General features: G+C 62.9%; 16 protein-coding genes. 13 read left to right on the top strand and 3 right to left on the bottom strand.

Going from position 1 to position 21,258, the window contains the following annotated elements; genetic code table 11:
• Positions 1-6: 6 nt before the first annotated feature.
• The gene (locus CAF92_RS06110; RefSeq protein ID WP_230386306.1) at positions 7-507 is read left to right on the top strand and encodes a hypothetical protein; all 501 of its coding nucleotides are present in this window, start codon (positions 7-9) and stop codon (positions 505-507) included.
• A gap of 269 nt (positions 508-776) precedes the next feature.
• On the opposite strand, the gene putA is transcribed toward CAF92_RS06110, so the two are convergent.
• Both putA and CAF92_RS26510 read right to left on the bottom strand, forming a co-directional pair.
• Complete coding sequence (gene putA, locus CAF92_RS06105) at positions 777-4,730, bottom strand: trifunctional transcriptional regulator/proline dehydrogenase/L-glutamate gamma-semialdehyde dehydrogenase (protein ID WP_046613384.1); 3,954 nt, start codon at positions 4,728-4,730, stop codon at positions 777-779.
• A 94-nt stretch (positions 4,731-4,824) separates the two neighbouring features.
• Entirely contained in the window at positions 4,825-5,013 is a 189-nt protein-coding gene (locus CAF92_RS26510) for a hypothetical protein (RefSeq protein WP_135001306.1), read from the bottom strand.
• A 74-nt stretch (positions 5,014-5,087) separates the two neighbouring features.
• On the opposite strand from CAF92_RS26510, the gene putP reads away from it, so the two are divergent.
• From putP to CAF92_RS06060, 9 genes are all read left to right on the top strand, one after another.
• Positions 5,088-6,566 (top strand): sodium/proline symporter PutP, encoded by a 1,479-nt coding sequence (putP, locus tag CAF92_RS06100; protein WP_085599777.1) that lies wholly within the window; start codon positions 5,088-5,090, stop codon positions 6,564-6,566.
• Between the two features lie 185 nt (positions 6,567-6,751).
• Positions 6,752-7,588: a 23S rRNA (adenine(2030)-N(6))-methyltransferase RlmJ gene (locus CAF92_RS06095; RefSeq protein ID WP_085599775.1), complete on the top strand. Its 837-nt coding sequence runs from the start codon at positions 6,752-6,754 to the stop codon at positions 7,586-7,588.
• Between the two features lie 220 nt (positions 7,589-7,808).
• Complete coding sequence (locus CAF92_RS06090) at positions 7,809-9,566, top strand: carbamoyltransferase (protein WP_013974482.1); 1,758 nt, start codon at positions 7,809-7,811, stop codon at positions 9,564-9,566.
• The gene (locus CAF92_RS06085) at positions 9,550-10,680 is read left to right on the top strand and encodes a glycosyltransferase (protein WP_085599773.1); all 1,131 of its coding nucleotides are present in this window, start codon (positions 9,550-9,552) and stop codon (positions 10,678-10,680) included. Before CAF92_RS06090 ends, CAF92_RS06085 begins: the two co-directional genes overlap by 17 nt.
• Positions 10,680-11,576 carry an antimicrobial resistance protein Mig-14 gene (locus tag CAF92_RS06080; protein ID WP_046613377.1) on the top strand — a complete coding sequence of 299 codons (897 nt, stop codon included), beginning with the start codon at positions 10,680-10,682 and terminating at the stop codon, positions 11,574-11,576. Before CAF92_RS06085 ends, CAF92_RS06080 begins: the two co-directional genes overlap by 1 nt.
• Positions 11,573-12,976: a PIG-L deacetylase family protein gene (locus tag CAF92_RS06075; RefSeq protein WP_085599770.1), complete on the top strand. Its 1,404-nt coding sequence runs from the start codon at positions 11,573-11,575 to the stop codon at positions 12,974-12,976. Before CAF92_RS06080 ends, CAF92_RS06075 begins: the two co-directional genes overlap by 4 nt.
• A 50-nt stretch (positions 12,977-13,026) precedes the next feature.
• Complete coding sequence (locus CAF92_RS06070) at positions 13,027-13,983, top strand: glycosyltransferase (RefSeq protein WP_046613374.1); 957 nt, start codon at positions 13,027-13,029, stop codon at positions 13,981-13,983.
• A gap of 65 nt (positions 13,984-14,048) precedes the next feature.
• Positions 14,049-14,822 (top strand): glycosyltransferase family 2 protein, encoded by a 774-nt coding sequence (locus CAF92_RS06065; RefSeq protein ID WP_085599768.1) that lies wholly within the window; start codon positions 14,049-14,051, stop codon positions 14,820-14,822.
• 37 nt (positions 14,823-14,859) lie between these two features.
• On the top strand, positions 14,860-15,951 hold the full coding sequence (locus CAF92_RS06060) for a glycosyltransferase (protein WP_085599766.1): 1,092 nt from the start codon (positions 14,860-14,862) through the stop codon (positions 15,949-15,951).
• 3 nt (positions 15,952-15,954) lie between these two features.
• On the opposite strand, the gene CAF92_RS06055 is transcribed toward CAF92_RS06060, so the two are convergent.
• The gene (locus CAF92_RS06055; RefSeq protein ID WP_046613370.1) at positions 15,955-16,560 is read right to left on the bottom strand and encodes a toluene tolerance protein; all 606 of its coding nucleotides are present in this window, start codon (positions 16,558-16,560) and stop codon (positions 15,955-15,957) included.
• Positions 16,561-16,661: 101 nt separating this feature from the next.
• Here CAF92_RS06055 and CAF92_RS06050 point away from each other — a divergent pair, with 101 nt between their 5' ends.
• The 3 genes from CAF92_RS06050 (at position 16,662) to hldE (ending at position 21,213) form a co-directional block, all read left to right on the top strand.
• On the top strand, positions 16,662-17,837 hold the full coding sequence (locus CAF92_RS06050) for an O-antigen ligase (RefSeq protein WP_085599764.1): 1,176 nt from the start codon (positions 16,662-16,664) through the stop codon (positions 17,835-17,837).
• Positions 17,838-17,852: 15 nt separating this feature from the next.
• A complete protein-coding gene (gene msbA / locus CAF92_RS06045; protein WP_085599762.1) occupies positions 17,853-19,661 on the top strand; it encodes a lipid A export permease/ATP-binding protein MsbA in 1,809 nt (602 codons plus the stop codon).
• 130 nt (positions 19,662-19,791) lie between these two features.
• Entirely contained in the window at positions 19,792-21,213 is a 1,422-nt protein-coding gene (gene hldE, locus CAF92_RS06040; protein ID WP_085599760.1) for a bifunctional D-glycero-beta-D-manno-heptose-7-phosphate kinase/D-glycero-beta-D-manno-heptose 1-phosphate adenylyltransferase HldE, read from the top strand.
• Positions 21,214-21,258: the final 45 nt, after the last annotated feature.

The raw sequence follows: 21,258 nt of genomic DNA, 5'->3' as shown, positions 1-21,258 counted from the left end.
AGCATATTGAAGAACTCGAATTTGAGCTGGCATGCGATCGCTTTTCTGTTTTGGGGAGGCATGGACGCGTTCTATATCTGCTTTCATGTCCTCCGCAGTATGGAGCGAGGTGCCATACCTTTCTGGACGGATTTCGAGGACGCATTGAGCAACATGCAGATCTGGGGAGGAGGGCTGGAGCTAGTCGTCTGGCTAGGCCTGGTTCTGCAGCTTTCGTTGATAGCGACCTGCGCGTTGTTTTTTATGCGTTGCCGGTTGGCTGTCTACTTGGCGATGGTGCAGATCCCCTTTCGAATCTTTTTTATCGTTCCTTCGATATCCACAATCCTGTTGTTGCCGATGCTGGCTTCCAGTATCAGTAACTGGGTGTGGACTGGGCTGATGCTGACTTCGGAGGCTGCGAAAGGCTGGTGCCTATTGTGGCTCTGGCGAAAGCGCGGGCATCGGTGCAGGGCCTTGGCTCTCTTTCCTGATTTCGAACGATTGCCGCAACACCGCAAAAAATGAACCCTGCCTGCAGACAACCCAATGCTGGGGCAGATGCCCTCTACAAGGCTTCATTGATATATCGCCTGAACGGGCCCTTTCGCGGGTGAACCCGCTCCCACAGGACCGTTACATTCTTCAAGATTTGCACAGTAAATGAGGGCGCGGGCTTGCCCCGCGAAGCGCCGCGCGGGCGGCGCTCGATCGCACAGGCGCAGATTATTTTGTGGCGAACACGCCCATAAAAAAGGAGAGCCGAAGCTCTCCCTTTTCTTCAACAACCCTCAGCCTCAGCCAATGGTCATCAAGCTGGCATTACCACCGGCAGCAGCAGTGTTCACACTTACCGCCCGCTCGATCACCAGGCGCTCCAGCGCAATCTGGTGGTCGCCGCTGGACAGCCCGTGCACGCCCACGATCGCCCCGGCACGCTTGGCCACCTGCTGGCACACGCCGCGCAGCTGATCCGAGTCGCCATGGTGGATCACGGCGTCGAATGCCACTTCATCCTTGTTCCAGTCCGCCACCAGCTTGACCTTGGCCTGCAGCTCTCGCGGCAGGCGGGCGCGCAGTGCCTTGCCCGGCTCGCTGTCGGCCCATAGCGCCGAGCTGCCAACGGCCAGCACTGCGGCAAATTGCGCCAACAGGTCGGCTTCGTTGTCGGCCAGGCACAGCACGTGCTCGCGTGGCAGGATGGTGTAGCTGTTACGCTCGCCGGTCGGGCCTGGCAGCAAGCGGGCTATGCCGCTCTGCGACTGGCTTGCGAACTGGCTGCAAAGCGCGGCCAGGTCGGCCAGTTGATTGCTCTCGGCCCAGGCCTTCAGCCCGTGCAGCGGCTTGATCAGCTGTTCGTGCAGGGCGCGGTCAGGCTTGCCTTCGCCGTCCTGCTGCTGGAAGTGGCGACCAATCGCGTCAGCCGGGCGGGTCGACAGCAGGCGGTACAGGTACAGCGGGCCACCGGCTTTCGGGCCGGTGCCGGACAGGCCTTCACCACCGAACGGCTGCACGCCCACCACTGCACCGACGATGTTGCGGTTGACGTACATGTTGCCGGCGTTGGCGGTTTCCACCACCTTGGCGATGGTCTCGTCGATGCGGGTGTGCACGCCGAGGGTCAGGCCGTAGCCGGAGTTGTTGATCTGCTCGATCAGCTGATCCAGGTTGCGACGGTTGTAGCGCACCACGTGCAGCACCGGGCCGAAGATTTCACGCTTGAGCTCGTCGAAGCTTTCCAGTTCGATCAGGGTCGGCATGACGAAGGTGCCGCGCTTGAGCTCGGCAGCATCGGCAATGGCCACCTGGTAGACCGAGCGACCTTTCTCGCGCATGCCCTGGATGTGCTTCTCGATGCCGGCCTTGGCTTCGGCGTCGATCACAGGGCCAATGTCCACGGCCAGGCGGTCCGGGCAGCCCAGGCGGCTTTCGGCCATGGCGCCCTTGAGCATTTCGATCACGCGGTCGGCGGAGTCTTCCTGCAGGCACAGCACGCGCAATGCCGAGCAACGCTGGCCGGCGCTGTCGAAGGCCGAGGACACCACATCGATCACCACCTGCTCGGTCAGTGCCGAGGAGTCGACGATCATCGCGTTCTGGCCACCGGTTTCGGCGATCAGCGGGATCGGGCGACCCTGGTTGTCCAGGCGGCCGGCTACGTTGCGCTGCAGCAGGCGGGCCACTTCGGTGGAGCCGGTGAACATCACGCCCTTGACGCGCTCGTCACCTACCAGGCCGGCACCGACGGTTTCACCGCGGCCTGGCAGCAGTTGCAGCACGCCTTCAGGGATGCCGGCTTCCAGCAGCAGGCGCACGGCCTGGGCGGCGATCAGCGGGGTTTGCTCGGCCGGCTTGGCCAGTACCGGGTTGCCGGCGGCGAGCGCTGCGGCTACCTGGCCGGTGAAGATCGCCAGCGGGAAGTTCCACGGGCTGATGCAGACCACAGGGCCCAGCGGGCGGTGGGCGTCGTTGCTGAAGTCATTGCGTGCCTGCACCGCGTAGTAGCGCAGGAAATCCACGGCTTCACGCACTTCGGCGATGGCGTTGGCGAAGGTCTTGCCGGCTTCGCGGATGAGCAGGCCCATCAGCGGCTGGATTTCGGCCTCCATCAGGTCAGCAGTGCGCTCCAGAATGGCAGCACGCTCGGCTGGCGGGGTGGCCTGCCAGATCGGTGCGGCATTCAGTGCGCACTGGATGGCGTTGTCGACGTCGGCGACAGTGGCTTCCTGAACATGGCCGACCACGTCGCGGTGGTCCGCCGGGTTCAGCACCGGTGCGGCTGTGCCTTCGCTGGCAGCGCAAGCCAGCAGCGGCGTGGCTTTCCAGTCGTTGTGGGCGGTCGCCAGCATGGCGCAGGACAGCGACGCCAGGCGGTGTTCGTTGGCCATGTCGATGCCGGCCGAGTTGGCCCGCTCGCTGCCATACAGTTCACGAGGCAGCGGGATGCGCGGGTGCGGCAGGCCGATGCTGCCTTCCTGGGTGCCCATGCGCTCGATACTGGCGACCGGGTCGGCGACCAGTTCCTGGATGGAGATCGAGTGGTCGGCGATGCGGTTGACGAAGGAAGTGTTGGCGCCGTTTTCCAGCAGGCGACGCACCAGATAGGCCAGCAGCGTTTCGTGGGTACCGACCGGTGCGTAGACGCGGCACGGACGGTTCAGCTTGCCTTCGGAAATCTTGCCGACCACCTGCTCGTACAGCGGCTCGCCCATGCCGTGCAAGCACTGGAACTCGTACTGGCCCGGGTAATAGTTCTGGCCGGCAATGTGGTAGATGGCCGACAGGGTGTGGGCGTTGTGAGTGGCGAACTGCGGATAGATGGCCTCTGGCACGGCCAGCAGCTTGCGGGCGCAGGCGACATAGGACACGTCGGTGTAAACCTTGCGGGTGTAGACCGGGTAACCTTCCAGGCCTTCAACCTGGGCGCGCTTGATTTCGCTGTCCCAGTAGGCGCCTTTCACCAGGCGGATCATCAGACGGTGGCGGCTGCGCTTGGCCAGGTCGATGACATAGTCGATCACATACGGGCAGCGCTTCTGGTAGGCCTGGATAACGAAGCCGATGCCATTCCAGCCGGCCAGCGAAGGCTCGAAGCACAGGCGCTCGAGCAGGTCGAGCGACAGCTCCAGGCGGTCGGCTTCTTCGGCGTCGATGTTCAGGCCGATGTCGTACTGCTTGGCCAGCAGGGTCAGCGACAGCAGGCGCGGGTACAGCTCTTCCATCACGCGCTCGTACTGGGCGCGGCTGTAGCGCGGGTGCAACGCAGACAGCTTGATCGAGATGCCCGGGCCTTCATAGATGCCGCGGCCATGGGAGGCCTTGCCGATCGAGTGGATGGCCTGCTCGTAGGACGCCAGGTACTTCTGTGCGTCGTGCTCGGTCAGTGCGGCTTCGCCGAGCATGTCGTAGGAATAGCGGAAACCCTTGGACTCGAAGCGGCTGGCGTTGGCCAAGGCTTCAGCGATGGTTTCGCCGGTGACGAACTGCTCGCCCATCAGGCGCATGGCCATGTCGACGCCTTTGCGGATCATCGGCTCGCCGCTCTTGCCGATGATGCGGGTGAGGGAGGAGGTGAGGCCGGATTCGTTGTGGGTGGACACCAGCTTGCCGGTCAGCAGCAGGCCCCAGGTGGCGGCGTTGACGAACAGCGACGGGCTGTTGCCCAGGTGTGGTTGCCAGTTGCCGGTGCTGATCTTGTCGCGGATCAGTGCGTCACGGGTGCCCTTGTCGGGGATGCGCAGCAAGGCTTCGGCCAGGCACATCAACGCCACGCCTTCCTGGGACGACAGCGAAAATTCCTGCAGCAGGCCCTGGACGATGCCGGCACGACCGCCAGCGCTCTTCTGGTTACGCAGTTTCTCGGCGATGCCGGCGGCCATCTTGTTGGTCGCTTCGGCCAGCGGGGCGCTCAGGCGCGCCTGCTCCAGCAGCATCGGTACCACTTCCTGTTCGGGGCGGCGGTAGGCGGCGGTGATCGCCGAGCGCAGTACCGACTGCGGCAGGATGCTCTCGGCGAACTCGAGGAAGCACTGGTGGCCGTGGTCGGGTTGGATCTCGCCGGCGTCGTCGGCCACGTTGCTGGCATGGCCGTTGAGTTCGGTCAGGGTGGCACCACCCTCGAGCTTCTCCAGGTAGTTGAAGATCGCTTGTTTGATCAACCAGTGCGGGGTGCGGTCAATCGACTGCGCAGCTGCCTTGAGTCGCTCACGGGTCGGGTCATCGAGTTTGACCCCAAGGGTGGTCGTCGCCATTTCTTATCCTCGTTATTGCCACGGTTGTGGCCTAAGCTGACGCCAAGAGTAGCTGTAGGACAATTCGGGTGCAACCAGGTGCAACCCGAATTTTTCACGGAAAAGGTGCAACTCGTCCGGCAACCATTTCCACAGCCTTGAAAGGGGCCGCTTCGGTGCGTTTTATTCTTGAAAGCGGGCTTTTTGCTCCAAAAAGGAGCAAAAAATCAGATTTGTCGGAAATTGCACGAAGAGGTGCAACTTGCAAATGAAAAATGGTTGCACCCACTTTGCGTTGTTGCATACGATTCGCGGCCTGGGTGCAACCGCCATGGCTGCGGTTGTGCATGACATAAAAACAAACGCCAGGGCACACGCATGGGCAATCCTCTAACGATCACTTTCGTGGTCTATATCGCCGCAATGGTGCTGATCGGCTTCGCCGCCTATCGCTCCACCAATAACCTTTCCGACTACATCCTCGGCGGCCGCAGCCTGGGTAGCGTGGTCACCGCGCTTTCCGCTGGTGCTTCCGACATGAGTGGCTGGCTGCTGATGGGCCTGCCAGGCGCCATCTACTTCTCCGGCTTGTCCGAAGCCTGGATTGCCATCGGCCTGACCGTCGGCGCCTACCTGAACTGGTTGTTCGTTGCTGGTCGTCTGCGCGTGCAGACCGAGCACAACGGCGATGCGCTGACCCTGCCGGACTACTTCTCCAGCCGCTTCGAAGACAACAGCGGCCTGCTGCGGATCATCTCGGCCATCGTGATCCTGGTGTTCTTCACCATCTACTGCGCCTCCGGCATCGTTGCCGGTGCCCGTCTGTTCGAGAGCACCTTCGGCATGTCGTACGAAACGGCCCTGTGGGCCGGTGCTGCTGCGACCATCGCCTACACCTTCATCGGTGGTTTCCTGGCGGTGAGCTGGACCGATACCGTGCAGGCTTCGCTGATGATCTTTGCGCTGATCCTCACTCCGGTGATCGTGCTGATCTCCACTGGCGGCTTCGATACCACCTTCGCTGCCATCGATGCGGTCAACCCGGCCCACTTCGACATGTTCAAGGGCGCCACCTTCATCGGCATCATCTCGCTGATGGGCTGGGGGCTGGGCTACTTCGGTCAGCCGCACATCCTGGCGCGTTTCATGGCTGCCGACTCGGTGAAGTCGATCGCCAACGCTCGTCGTATCTCCATGACCTGGATGATCCTTTGCCTGGTCGGTACCTGCGCCGTGGGCTTCTTCGGTATCGCCTACTTCTCGGCGCATCCTGACCTGGCAGGCCCGGTCAGCGAGAACCACGAGCGGGTGTTCATCGAGCTGGCCAAGATCCTGTTCAACCCATGGGTTGCCGGTGTGCTGCTTTCGGCCATCCTGGCGGCGGTAATGAGTACCCTGAGCTGCCAGCTGCTGGTGTGCTCCAGCGCCCTGACCGAAGACTTCTACAAGGCGTTCCTGCGCAAGAGCGCTTCGCAGGTCGAGCTGGTGTGGGTCGGCCGCCTGATGGTGCTGGCCGTCGCCCTGATCGCCATCGCCATGGCCTCCAACCCGGAAAACCGCGTGCTGGGCCTGGTAGCTTACGCCTGGGCCGGCTTCGGTGCTGCTTTCGGTCCGGTGGTGCTGATTTCGGTACTGTGGAAAGGCATGACCCGTAACGGCGCACTGGCCGGTATCGTGGTTGGCGCACTGACCGTGATCCTGTGGAAGAACTTCGACACCCTTGGGTTGTACGAAATCATCCCGGGCTTCCTGTTCGCCAGCATCGCCATCATCGTGGTGAGCAAGCTGGGCAGCCCGTCGCAGGCAATGGTCAAGCGCTTCGAGACTGCTGATGCGGCGTATCACGCTGACAAGTAATACCCGTTGAGTCGGCGGCGCCTGCTTCGCGGGTGAACCCGCTCCCACAGGGATTGCACAGAACTCAAATTCTGTGAGGTACCTGTGGGAGCGGGTTTACCCGCGAAGAGGTCACCGCCGATCAGCAGCCAGGCCTGACTCCGCCTGCAAGGCAAGGTAAACTTGCCACCCCCGCAGGAGTTGCCATGAACTATCGTCACGCCTTCCACGCCGGCAACCACGCCGACGTCCTCAAACATATCGTGCTGACCCGCCTCATCGCCCTGATGTCGCGCAAGGAGCAGCCGTTCGCCTACATCGATACCCATGCAGGGCTCGGCCTTTACGACCTGCAGGGCGACCAGGCAACCCGCACCGGCGAGTACCTGGAAGGTGTCGCCCGCCTGTGGAATCGCGATGACCTGCCGGCCATGGCTGGCGACTATCTGCGCATCATCAAGCGCCTGAATGCCGATGGCGAGCTGCGCTACTACCCCGGTTCGCCCGAGCTGGCCCGCCGTCTGATGCGCCAGCAGGACCGTGCCCTGCTCAACGAGAAGCATCCCGAAGACGGGCCGCTTCTCAAGGAAAACATGAAGAAAGACCCGCGCGTGGTCGTGCACCTGGGCGAAGGCTGGCACGTGCCGCGGGCCTTGCTGCCGGTGCAGGAGAAGCGCGCGATCATGCTGATCGACCCACCGTTCGAACAGGCTGACGAACTCAAGCGCTGCACTACCGCCATGAAAGAGGCGATCGGCCGCATGCGCCAGACCGTCGCGGCCATCTGGTACCCGATCAAGGACCAGCGCTCGCTGGCCCGCTTCTACCAGGACCTGACCAGCACCGGCGCACCGAAACTGCTGCGGGTCGAGTTGTATGTGCACCACCAGGACAGCCCGCAGGGGCTCAACGGCTCAGGTCTGGCCATCGCCAATCCGCCCTGGGGGCTGGAAGAAGAGCTCAATGAGCTGCTGCCATGGCTGGCCAAGGAGCTGGCGCAAACCGCCGGCAGCTTCCGCATGGACTGGCTGATCGCTGAATAATATTGCTTGCCTGTACCGGCCCCATCGCCGGCAAGCCAGCTCCCACAGGTACAGCGCGGGCCTCAAGGTCGGCGGTGTACCTGTGGGAGCTGGCTTGCCGGCGATGAGGCCAGTACAGGTTGCCGCGTTGCGCACATGTTTGCGTTATAATCCCGCCCTTTAGCCGCCACCCGCCCAAGAGGCCGCTGGCGCATTTCTACCGAATGAAGAGGCTAATCCCTTGGCATTGACGATTCTTGGCCTGTCCGGCGCCCTTAGCCATGACCCTTCCGCGGCCTTGTACATTGACGGCAAACTGATTGCCGCCGCCGAAGAAGAGCGCTTCGTGCGTGACAAGCATGCGAAGAACCGCATGCCCTACGAGTCGGCGAAGTTCTGCCTGGAACAGGCAGGCATCAAGCCATCCGACGTCGACGTGGTAGCCATCCCGTTCGCCCCGATCAGCCTGTTCGGCAAGGCGCGCTGGCACTATGCCAAGCGCTACTGGTACGCCCCGGACCGCGCCCTCGACGCGATCCTGATGGGCAATCGTCGCTACAAGCGCTACCGCAAGAAGATCGTCTGGTGCCTGGAGCAATTGGGCTTCGACCCGAAAAAGGTCAAGATCGAACCGGTCGAGCACCACCTGGCCCACGCCTCCAGTGCCTACCACTGCTCGGGCTTCAAGGAAAAAACCGCAATCCTCGGCATTGACGGCAAGGGCGAATACGCCACCACCTTCTTTGGCTACGGCGAAAACGGCAAGATCCACAAGATCAAGGAATTCTTCGACCCGGACTCGCTGGGCGGTCTGTACGGCGCAATCACCGAATTCCTCGGCTTCGAGATGCTCGATGGCGAGTTCAAGGTCATGGGCATGGCGCCGTATGGCGACGCGAGCAAGTACGACTTCTCGCGCCTGGCCAGCTTCGAAAACGGCGAGCTGGTGATCAACACCGAATACGCCAACGTCATCGGCCTGCGCCGCTATAAAGAGAAGGGCAAGGGCTTCTACTTCTCGCCGAAGCTGATCGAATGGCTGGGCCCCAAGCGTGAAGGCGACATCGCCGACGAGCCGTACATCCATTACGCGGCCAGCATGCAGGCGCTGTTCGAGAAGATCGCTCTGCAGATGATCGATCACTACCTGGGTGACGTCCTGCGTGAAACCGGCAAGCTGGCTTTTGCCGGCGGTTGCGCGCTGAACGTCAAGCTCAACCAGAAGATCATCGCCCGCCCAGACCTGAAAGAGCTGTTCGTGCAGCCGGCCTCCGGTGACGCCGGTACCGCCGTGGGTGCTGCCGCCTACGTTTCCCACGCCCGTGGCGTGCCGGTCGAGAAGATGGAACACGTCTACCTCGGCCCTTCGTACTCCAACGAAGATGTGATTGCCGCCTGTGCCCGTCACCCGAACGCGCCGAAGTGGCGAAAACTCGACGACATGCCGCAGCGCATCGCCAAAATCATGGTCGACGGCAATCCGGTGGCCTGGTTCCAGGGCCGCATGGAGTTCGGCCCTCGTGCCCTGGGCGGCCGTTCGATCATCGGTTGCCCGAGCGTGCCGGGCGTAGCCGACCGCATCAACGAGCAGATCAAGTTCCGCGAACGCTGGAGACCTTTCTGCCCGTCGATGCTCGACACCGTCGCCCCGCAAATGATCAAGGTCGACCACCCGGCGCCATTCATGACCTTTACCTTCGAAGTGGCTGAAGAGTGGAAGACCCGCGTGCCGGAAGTGGTCCACGAGGATGGCACTTCGCGTGCCCAGGTGCTCAAGCGCGAGTACAACCCGCGCTACTACGACATGATGAAGGCGCTGGAAGACCTGACCGGCAACGGCGTGTCGCTGAACACCTCGTTGAACCGCCGTGGTGAACCGATGATCTGCTCGCCGACCGACGCCTTGAACATGTTCTTCGGCTCGGACCTGCAGTACCTGATCATGGAAGACATCCTGGTTGTGAAGGACGGCGCGGCCCCGTATGACCAGCCGCTCTGAGCCGCGTATTCTGCAGTTCTGCCATGGCTATGACGGGCCGTTCCTGGACTGCGCCCGTCAATACGCCAGCCTGTTCCATGGGCGTGGCTACCAGGTCACCACGGTGTTCCTCACCGGCGCTGCCGACCCGCAGGTAGCGGCTGGCTGTGCGTCGGACGAGGTGCTGTTCCTGGAGTTCAGCTCCAAGGCCGTGCGCGGCCTGAAACTCGGCGCCATCCGCGCATTGCGGCGGATCGCGGCCGAGCGCAATTTCGCCTTCTGCATTGCCCATCGCTTCAAGCCGATCTATGTGGCGTTGCTGGGCACCGGCTTGCCGGTGATCGGCGTGCACCACGCTTTCGGTGACTACGAGCGCAAGGGGCGACGCATCTTCGCCAACCTGTTCAGCAAGCGCCTGAGCTTGCTGGGCGTGTCGGACGCAGTGCGTGACGACATGCGCCGCTGCTTGCCGCAGTGGCCGGCAGAGCGTATCCAGACCCTGTACAACCGCATCGACATTGACGCCCTGCAAGCGGCCCTGGTGCCACGCGCCGAGGCCCGTCAGGCCTTGGGTCTGGATGCGCAGGCGTGGATTGTCGGTAACGTAGGGCGCCTGCACCCGGACAAAGACCAGGCCACCCTGCTGCGTGGCTTTGCCGAAGCCCTACCGGGGCTGCCAGCCGGCGCTCGCCTGGCGATTCTCGGCAAGGGGCGCCTGGAAACCAGGCTCAAGGCCCAGGCTGCCGAGCTGGGTATTGCCGGGCAAGTGGACTTCCTTGGCCAGGTGCCGGATGCGCGCCGTTACTTCCAGGCGTTCGACGTATTCGCGCTGAGCTCCGACCATGAGCCCTTCGGCATGGTCCTGCTCGAAGCCATGGTGGCAGGTGTACCGGTACTGGCCACGGCCTGTGGCGGTGCCCGTGAAGTGGTCGAGGGTGTTGGCGTACTGTTTCCGCTGGGTGATGCCGGGCAACTGGCTCAGGGCCTGAAGCACATGGCTATGCTCGATGGGCAGCAGCGCCAGGCCTGTGCCGAGCACATGCTGCAGCGCCTGCGTGAACGCTTTTCCGACCAGGCGGTGCGCGAGGCCTTCTGGCAGCTGCCGCAAGTCCGTGTGCTGGTGGGGCAGGCCTGATGCTCAACTGTATCCAGGCCTTCCGTGAGCGCGGTTGGCAAGTTATCGACGCCAAGGCCTACGCCGAGGCATGGGCCCGCTTTGGTGGCAGTGTCGCCACTCATCCTTTGGTGGTCGAGCAGTTGGCGGACCTGGCACAGATCCCGGTGCGTTATCTGGGCTGGCACCAGGCCGGCGAGCTGAAGGCCGCCATCCCCACCTGGGGGCGCCACCTTGCGCTGTCCAAGGATGTGCTCAAGCGTGCCGGGAAAAAGGCTCTGTTCGACCTGGGCAACGCCGAAATCATCCTGCCGGCGGCCGCCGATGCCGCTGCGCCGTTGCGCCATGCCGCGCGCTACCTGTCCGAACTGAACCAAGGCCGCTTCAGTGGCCTCAAGGCACAGAAGGAACAGCTGGCCATGGCCCGCGCCCACGAAGACCTGTCGAAGAAGTTCCGCTACAACCAGCGCCGCGAACTGCGCCTGCTGGAAGAGGCGGGCGGTGTGGTACGCCCGATCAGCGACTTCAGCGCGCAGGAAATCGCCAGCATGTACTGCGACCTGTTCCGTCGCCGCTGGGGCTTCCCTGCCACCGGCGCCGAGCGCATGGCCGAGGTGTTGGAGCGCCTGCGCGAGCTGCTGATCGGCTCGGTGCTGCTGTTGGACGGCAAGCCGATTGCCATCCAGCTGGTATACCGTGTCGAAGCGCCGGAATGGATCAGCGTCGAGTACATCAATGGCGGTGTCGACCCTGAAACCAAGGCCTTCAGCCCCGGCAGCGTGCTGAGCTTCCTCAATACCCAGGCCGCCTGGGAGGACGCCCGTGCGCGCAACAAGCCGCTGCGGTTCTCGTTCGGCCGTGCCGACCGCGAGTACAAGGACCGCTGGTGCAACCCCGTGCCGGTGTATCAGGCGTGAGTCGCAAGCAGCAGTTGCTCAAGCGCCACCGGCGCAACAAGCGCCTGGGCCTGCTGGTGGGCCTGGCCGCGCTGGTGACCGTAGGGGTGTTCAGCTGGTGGTGGTTGCCACTTCTGCTGTTGCCGCTGCTGTGGGCGGCCCATGAAGCCTGGTTTGCCGACCACTTGTTCTATGCGCCAGGCGAGGACTACGCGTACGAATTCGGTGAGCAGACCCTGGAGGTTCCTGCCACCCTGAGCGGCGGCCTGCTCAAGGCTGAATGCACGCTGCAGGGCAACGACACCCTGATCCTCGAGCTGCGGGTAAAAAGCAGCTGGCTGGGGCGCTTCCTCGACCCGCAGGTCGAGCTGGTGGCTGGCGAGCAGGCCGACCGGCAAACCTTCGAGCGCGGCGTCGATGGCGTGCGCTTCCTCAATCTGACCGGCCTCGCCGCACCTCTGGAGGCAGGCGCGTTGCGCCTGCGTGGCCGGCATTGTGGGCTGTTGGGCCGGCCGCGCTTGTGGATAACCCCGGCGGTCGAGCTGCAACGGCGTCGAGTGATGGTGATCGCGCCGCATGCCGATGACGCCGAACTGGCCGCTTACGGGCTCTACAGCCAGGCCGACGAAACCTGGGTAGTGACGCTGACCGCAGGTGAGATCGAGGCCGAACACTATCAGAAGATGGGACTGGCAAAGGCCGAAGCCGCACGCCTTAAGGGCCGCCTGCGGGCCTGGGACAGTATCGCCGTGCCACGCTGGGCCGGTGTGGCGGAATCGCGTTGCGTGCAGCTGGGCTACTTCTGCCTGCAACTGCCTGCCATGCAGGCTGCGCCCGACCAGCCGGCCGCTTCTCGCGAGGCCGACCTCGCCGACATTCGCGTCTTCCGCCGGTTCAACCCATTCCCGCTGCCGGCCGACGGCGATGGCGCGCCGACCTGGCGCAACCTGCTGGCCGATCTGCGGGCCTTGCTGGAAATGGCCAGGCCAGAGGTGCTGGTTATGCCGCACCCGCAGCTCGACCCGCACCCCGACCATATATGTGCCCAGGCAGCGGTGCTGGAAGCCTTGCAAGGCCTGGCCTGGCAGCCGCAAACCCTGCTGTGCTACGCCAATCACCTGCACGACAACGACCGCTGGCCGATGGGCGACAGTGGTGATGGCGTGGCCTTGCCACCGCAGCTGAGCGCCGCTCAGGCGTGGGCACCTTGCAGTCTGGTACTGGACGTGGCAACCCAGCGCGACAAGGCCATGGCCCTGGGCATGATGCACGACCTGCAGCCACCGGCGCCGTTCAAGCGCCGGCTGCGTCGCTTGTTGCAGCGCTGGCTGGCCGGGCGGCGGCCGTCGCCTTACGGCGAGAACGAATTCTTCCGCAAGGCCGTGCGCCGACATGAACTGTTCTGGCGGCGTGAGTTGTAGCCGCGCCCCCCATGGTTGACCGCGATGGCGCAGAGCGCCCAAGGAACCCAATGAAAGTCCTATTTCTGGTGCAGAAGGAACAGCGGGCGATTCTTGATCGCCTGTACGATGGCGTCGCGGCCAACTGCGAGTGCGACCTGCGCTGGCTGACCAGCGAAGACCAGCGCAACCTGCGCCGCTATTTCAAGCGTGAAGTGCAGGTCGAGCGCTATGACCGCATTGTCTTCTTCCTGCGTTTCAAGCAGGAAATCCGTCAGGCGGCGTTCATCCGTACCGTGCCGAACCTGGTCATCCTCGAGCATGATGCCTACCAGAACTACATCCCGTGCAAGTACACCGGCAAGTTCAGCGCCCATTACCGCAAGTTGCCCTGGGCGCGGGTGATCAGCTCCGGCTATATGGTCAGCGAGCGCCTGCGCCAGGAAGGTTTCGACGCCGTGTTCGTGCCCAAGGGTTACGACGAGCAGTTGCTGGCCGACCAGGGGCGTGAGCGCGATATCGAACTGGCCTTCGTCGGCAGTACCAACAGCGTGGCCTACAGCGGCCGCAAGGCATTGCTGGACGAGCTGGGCCGCGTCGAGAACCTGGTGGTCACCCGGACCAAGTCGGGTGAAGACTACTGCAATACGCTCAACCGGATCCGCTTCTTCGTCAGTGCCGACGTTGGCATGGGCGAATACATGATCAAGAATTTCGAAGCCATGGCCTGTGGCTGTGTGCTGTTGGCGTATGACCAGGGCGAGGAAGAGAACCGCGCGCTGGGCCTGCAGGACATGCACAACGTGGTGTTCTATGACTGCATCCCGACCCTTCAGGAGAAGCTCCGCCTTTTGCGTGCGGACCCTGAACTGGCGCGGCAGATTGCAGAAAATGGCCGCCACCTGGCGGTTTCCCGTTTCAGTTTCGGCGCAGTTGGACGTAGCATCGTCGACCACATGCGCCCGGCGCTCAGGCCCCATCCGCCGTTGTCTGCATGGCAGCGGCTGCGCCTGAGGCTGGGCATCTAACATAAGAACTTTCGCGCCTGAGGAAAGGGCGTTGAAGTCGATAGTCGCAATGCGGAGGGAGTCCGGTGCGCTTTTCAAATGAGAGTGACGTCACGCTCGTCGTGACCAGTTGTGGGCGGTTTGATCTGCTCAAAGATACCCTTGAGAGTTTCGATCGCTACAATACCGCGCCCATTCGCGAAGTGTTCATCACCGAAGACTCCGGTGACGATGCCGTGCATGCCGCTGTGCCTGAGCACTGGAAACCCCACTGCAAGGTGTTCGTCAACCGGCCAAAACTGGGCCAGCTTCCGTCTATCGACCTGGCCTACAGCCACGTCAAGACGCCCTACATCTTTCACTGCGAGGACGACTGGCACTTCTATCGCCAGGGCTTCGTCGAAGACTCCCGGGCCATACTGGAGGTCAGCCCCGACCTGTTGCAGGTGTGGCTGCGCAGTCATGCCCATGACCTGGCCATCCACAGCCCTTACATCCGTCTGGGTGATCGCCAGGTGATCGCCGGGGTGCCTTGCTACCCGCTGCTGTCCGACAAGGCCGAGTGGCAGGCGTTCTCGCTCAACCCGGGGCTGCGTCGTTTGAGCGATTACCAGCGTTGCGCACCATTTGCCGCCTATGCTGGAGAAAAGGCACTTTCCCGACGCTATGCTGAGTTAAACCTGACAGCGGTCACCTTGGAGGGTGATGCAGTATTGCACACTGGATTTGGTAATCACGTGACCTTGCCCATCGAAGTGGAGCGCAAGGCCAAACGTCGTAGACGTGATCGGATAAAGTTGGCATTGACGCTGGTGGCGGGTGCCGTGATCGGCATGGGAATCACCATTTTTGTTCAATGAAGTCGCTGTCCCACCTGACATGAGCGGGAGAGGGCCCATGAACATAGTCAATATGATGTGGGCGGGTGGAACGCCGTACATGTCCATCCACAAGGTACATCGGCAGGTACTGTCGCACGCGGGTGCCGATGCCCGGATCAGTAACTGGTTGCTGCTGGGTAGCGGCCTCTGCTGTGGGCTTGGCTCGACCCGGGAGTGGCATATGCCGTCACGGGCGCTGAAAGGGCGGCACTTCTGGCGCCTGTTGCGCCCATGGTTGCGCATGCGCTTGCGCAAGGCGTTGAACGAGGCCCAGGCTGAAGTCGTGCTGCTCGATGGTGTCGGTGTGGCGCGGCTGGTGTTGCCGTTGTTGCAGCAGGTTCCGCAGTTGCGTGCCAAGGTGCTGTTTCACGGCAAGACGCGCCTGAGTGCCAGTGACGTTCGCCTGCTGCGTATGTTCCCGGCCGAGCGGCTGAGCATCGCCGCCGTTTCGCAGACGCTTGCCACATCACTCGAACACGATCTTGGCAGGCCGGTGCAGACCTTGCGCATGGCCCTTGACCCGCTGGCGTTCGCCGAGCCGTTGTTGAGCCGGGATGCGGCCAGGCAGGCCCTGCAGTTGCAACAGGTGGCCGGGGTCATGCTGGGCGCGGTCGGGCGACTGGTGGAGAGCAAAGGTTTCGAGATGCTGATCGAGGCGTTCGCCAAGGCCAGTGCGCGCCAGTCGGGCCTGCAATTGGCAATCATTGGCGAAGGGCCTCTGCGTGCGGTGCTGCAGGCTCGTATCGACGCGCTGGGCTTGGCCGGGCGTGTTCACCTGAGCGGTCACCGCGACGACCTGCAGCAGTTGTACCGGGCATTCGACTGGCTATTGGTGCCTTCGCGCTCCGAAGGCCTGGGGCTGGTGGTGCAGGAGGCGGTCATGGCCGACGTGCCGGTGGTGTGCAGCGACCTGCAGGTGTTCCGCGAGCAGTTGCAGGACACCGGTGGCTACCTACCCATTGCCAATGAAAATGCCTGGGCCGAGGCTATCGAGCGATGTGCGGCGCTCAGTGCCCCGGCGGTAGCCGCCCGGCAACGCCAGGCGCTGGCCCCGGAGCAAGCCTGGCAGGCATTCTGCAGCGGCTCGCAGAGCCTGCTGCGCAGTTGACGCTCAGCGCGCCAGCAGGGCTGCCTCGAAGGCGGCAAGGGGGAAGCGGTCGCCCAGGTTCTCCCGCTCGATGTAGCGCACCATATGCTGCACATTGCGCCGAATCATGCGCGCCGACAGCGGCGGGCGCAGGAAGCGCATGTCGGCCACGTCGATCAGGCCCAGCTGCTGGTCGGGGGTGACCACCACATTACCCAGGTGCAACGAGCGGAAGTACACGCCGCTGCGATGCAGTTGGCGGATCAGTTCGATCAGGCGCGGCAGGTAGGCCCCCCAGCTGAAACCTTCATCGCGCGACATCTGCAACAAGGTGCGCCCTGGCAGCGGGCGGTACAGCACGGCGGTACGCCCTGGCAGGTCGAGCTTGTGCTGGCTGATAACCTCCAGGGTGGGGATGCCCAATTGTGCAAGGCGTGCGGCGTTGTCGACGAAGCGCTGTGAGTACGGGCGCAGCAGTGCAGATGAAATCAGCCGCTTCCTACGAAAAACCTTGAGGAAATTACCATCCGCGAGCAGGTAGACTTTGGCGCCATGGCTATCTGCCTCAAGCACCTGTGCGCCTTTTGTCAGCTGATCGAAGTCGACCTGGGGGAGCCGGGAGCATTGCATGAATAGAGCCTTGTCGTCGGGCGAACGGAATGACCGGCAATAATGCCGAAAATAATGTTGTAGCACCATTGGATGGTGTCTTTGATTCATCGGGGGAAAGGATGTTGTATCAAAAAAACTGGGCGCGAGCCTGGTTGGGGTTTGGCCTGGTCTGGTTTCTGGCAGCTATCGCCCTGGCACCGAGCAACAAGGTCTATCAACAAGGTCTGGTACTGTTCCTGTGGTTGCCGACGCTGGTAATGGCGTGGTCCGCAAGGCAAGTAATAGTGCAGGCCTGGCGGCGTCAGCCGGCCTTGTGGGGGAGTGTGTTGTTGCTGCTGGCGTGGAGCGGGCTCAGTCTTGTCTGGTCGGCCGCGGAAAACCCGGGGCGCGAGGCCAAGCGCCTGCTCTACATCCTGGTGTTCCTGCTGGCGTTCCCGCTGCTGGGCCAGCTTGGCCAGGTCCGCATACGTCAGCTGCTGCTGGCCGGAAGTGCCTTGCTGGCCGTTGCCGCGATGGTTTCGGTCATCCATTTCTACGGCGTGCTGGGCATGCCTTTGCTGGCCCGCCTGGAGGGCATCGGCGAAATATCGCACCCGATCCTGGGTGCCTATGTCATCGGTGCAGCCGTGCTTTTCCTGCTTTACGAGCCGCCGCGGCAACGTGCCCTGCAGTTGTTGTGGCTGGTGGCGCTGGTGTGCTTGGGGTTGTTTGCCATGCTCAGCCAGAGCCGTGGGGCAATCCTGGCCCTGGTGCTCACCGTGATCCTGGCCCCGTTGTGGTTCCGTGACCGCCACAGCCGGGTGTTTGCCGTGCTGGCGGCCATCGCCACCTGTCTGGCCTTCTATTTTGTTTACGACCTGATCGCCAAGCGCGGCTCGTCCTACCGACCGGAAATATTCCATGCCGTAGTCGACATGATCGCCGCACATCCCTGGACCGGCCTTGGTTTGGGTGCTGCCTACGACGTGAGTGCAGTGGGCAAGCACTTCGACCACACCCACAACATGTTCACTCACATCGCAGTGGAGATGGGCCTGCCCGGGATGCTGCTGTGGGTCATGGTGTGGCTGTACACCTTCGGCGAAATCGTCCGCGCACGTGGCACGTTGTTCGGCAAGATCCTGCTCGGTTTCTGGGTGTACTCCACCCTGGCCATGCAGTTCGATGCCGCCAGCCTCACCGGTACGCCACGTGCCGAATGGTTCATCAGCTGGCTGCCAGTGGGCCTGGCCATGTTGCTGCCATGGGGGAGTGCCGAAAATGATGCCTGTGGTAAAATTTCCGGTTCAACCTGAACAGCGAGCTTGATAATGGCCGAAACACCGCGACCGGCGGAACACACCTCCAGCCTGAAGATCTACTTCCGGCTGCTGAGCTATGTGAAACCCTATGTCGGCATTTTCCTGCTGAGCATCATCGGTTTCGTGATCTTTGCTTCGACCCAGCCGATGCTGGCCGGGATTCTGAAGTATTTCGTTGATGGGCTGAGCAACCCTGAAGCAGTGTTGTTCCCCAACGTCCCCTACCTGCGCGACCTGCAACTGCTGCAGGCTGTACCGCTGCTGATCATCCTGATCGCCGCGTGGCAGGGCCTGGGTTCGTTCCTCGGCAACTATTTCCTGGCCAAGGTTTCCCTGTGCCTGGTGCACGACCTGCGTGTGGAACTCTTCAACAAGCTGCTGGTGCTGCCTAACCGCTACTTCGACAACCACAACTCCGGGCACCTGATTTCGCGCATCACCTTCAACGTGACCATGGTCACCGGTGCCGCCACCGATGCGATCAAGGTGGTGATCCGAGAAGGCCTGACCGTGGTTTTCCTGTTCGGCTACCTGCTGTGGATGAACTGGCACCTGACGCTGGTGATGGTCGCCATCCTGCCAGTGATCGCAGTGATGGTCAGCGTCGCCAGCAAGAAATTCCGCAAGCAGAGCAAGAAGATCCAGGTGGCCATGGGCGACGTCACCCACGTTGCCTCGGAAACTATCCAGGGCTACCGCGTGGTGCGCAGCTTTGGCGGTGAGGCCTACGAAGAGCAGCGTTTCGGCAAGGCCAGCCAGAGCAACACCGACAAGCAGCTGCAAATGACCAAGACCGGCTCGCTGTACACGCCGATGCTGCAACTGGTGATCTACACCGCCATGGCCGCGCTGATGTTCCTGGTGCTGTTCCTGCGCGGTGATTCCACTGCCGGTGATCTGGTGGCTTACATTACGGCCGCCGGCCTGTTGCCAAAGCCGATTCGTCAGCTTTCGGAAGTCAGCTCGACCATCCAGAAGGGCCTGGCCGGTGCCGAGAGCATCTTCGAGCAACTGGACGAAGCACCTGAAGTGGACAGCGGTACCGTCGAGAAGGAGCGGGTGGAAGGGCGCCTGGAAGTGCGCAACCTGAGCTTCACCTACCCAGGTACCGAGCGTGAAGTGCTGAGCGATATCAGCTTCGTCGCCGAGCCAGGGCAGATGATTGCACTGGTCGGCCGCTCTGGCAGCGGCAAGTCGACTCTGGCAGCGCTTATCCCGCGCTTCTATCACCACGACCAGGGGCAGATCCTGCTCGATGGCGTGGAGATAGAGAACTATCGCCTGCGCAACCTGCGCCGCCATGTTTCGCAGGTGACCCAGCATGTCACCCTGTTCAACGATACCGTGGCCAACAACATCGCCTATGGCGACCTGGCCGGCGCCCCCCGCGCCGACATAGAAGCCGCTGCGGCTGATGCCTACGCCAAGGAGTTCATCGACCGGCTGCCAAAAGGCTTCGATACCGAAGTGGGTGAAAACGGCGTGCTGCTCTCCGGCGGCCAGCGCCAGCGCCTGGCCATCGCCCGGGCACTGCTGAAGAACGCGCCTCTGCTGATCCTCGACGAGGCCACCTCGGCGCTGGATACCGAGTCCGAGCGGCATATCCAGGCTGCCCTGGACCATGTGATGCAGGGCCGTACAACGCTGGTGATCGCCCACCGCCTGTCGACCATCGAAAAGGCCGACCAGATCTTGGTCATGGACCAAGGGCGCCTTGTCGAGCGCGGCACCCATGCCGAGCTGCTTGCGGCCAATGGCCATTATGCCCGCCTGCATGCCATGGGGCTGGATGAGCCGGCCAAGGCCGATATCACCTGAACCCTCGTTGATCGGGGCCATTGCGGCCCCGATTGTCACGGGAATTTTCCTGGGGTGATCTGGCCATAAAGCCGTCGTCTACCCTGTGCTAATATCCTGCCCCTGTTCATTATTTCCATATGGGTTGCCCATGAAGTTGTCCATGCCGCGTTTCGATCAAGCCCCGGTACTGGTGGTCGGCGATGTCATGCTCGACCGCTACTGGCATGGCGGTACTTCGCGTATCTCGCCTGAAGCGCCAGTCCCGGTGGTCAAGGTCGATCAGATCGAGGATCGCCCCGGCGGCGCGGCCAACGTTGCCTTGAACATCGCCGCCCTGGGCGCACCGGCTTCGCTGATTGGCGTTACCGGCCAGGACGAGGCCGCCGACAGCCTGGCCAACAGCCTGCAGGCTGCAGGCGTGCGCTCGGTGTTCCAGCGCATCGCGCACCAGCCGACCATCGTCAAGCTGCGGGTCATGAGTCGTCACCAGCAGTTGCTGCGCATCGATTTCGAGGAACCGTTCGCCACCGACCCGCTGTCGCTGGGTGCGGAAGTCGACAGCCTGCTCGAGGGCGTCAAGGTGCTGGTCCTGTCCGACTACGGCAAGGGCGCACTGAAAAACCACCAGAGCCTGATCCAGGCGGCGCGGGCCAAGGGTATTCCGGTGCTGGCCGACCCCAAGGGCAAGGACTTTTCCATCTACCGTGGCGCGAGCCTGATCACTCCCAACCTCAGCGAATTCGAGACCATTGTCGGCCGTTGCGCCGATGAGACCGAGCTGGTCACCAAGGGCCTGCAGCTGCTGCAGGACCTGGACCTGGGTGCCTTGCTGGTGACCCGTGGCGAGCACGGCATGACCCTGCTGCGCGGCGGCCAGCCGGCGCTGCACCTGCCGGCGCGGGCGCGTGAAGTGTTCGATGTGACCGGTGCCGGTGATACCGTCATCTCCACCCTTGCCGCGGCCATCGCTGCCGGCGAGGACCTGCCCCACGCGGTGGCCTTGGCCAACCTGGCGGCGGGTATCGTGGTCGGCAAGCTGGGTACGGCCGCGATCAGCGCCCCTGAGCTGCGCCGGGCGATCCAGCGTGAGGAAGGTTCCGAGCGCGGCGTGCTGGGGTTGGAGCAACTGCTGCTGGCCATCGACGACGCGCGGGCGCACAAAGAGAAGATTGTCTTCACCAACGGCTGCTTCGACATCCTGCATGCCGGGCATGTCACCTACCTGGAGCAGGCGCGGGCCCAGGGTGATCGCCTGATCGTCGCGGTCAACGATGATGCCTCGGTCAGCCGCCTGAAAGGCCCGGGCCGTCCGATCAACAGCGTCGACCGGCGCATGGCCGTGCTGGCCGGGCTGGGGGCGGTGGACTGGGTCATCAGCTTCCCCGAGGGCACGCCGGAGAACCTGCTGAGCCAGGTCAAGCCGGACGTGCTGGTAAAGGGCGGTGACTATGGCATCGACCAGGTGGTGGGTGCCGATATCGTCAAGGCCTATGGCGGGACCGTGAAGGTGCTTGGGCTGGTCGAGAACAGCTCGACCACGGCGATCGTCGAGAAGATTCGCAAGAACTGATCGACCCTCTGAGGCTGCCTCATTACCTGTAGGAGCAGCCTTGTG

This window comes from Pseudomonas sp. B10(2017) (assembly GCF_002113295.1).
GTDB lineage: Bacteria > Pseudomonadota > Gammaproteobacteria > Pseudomonadales > Pseudomonadaceae > Aquipseudomonas > Aquipseudomonas pudica.
Note: the sequence above shows the minus strand (reverse complement) of the source record. Positions and strands in the feature narration are given on the sequence as shown.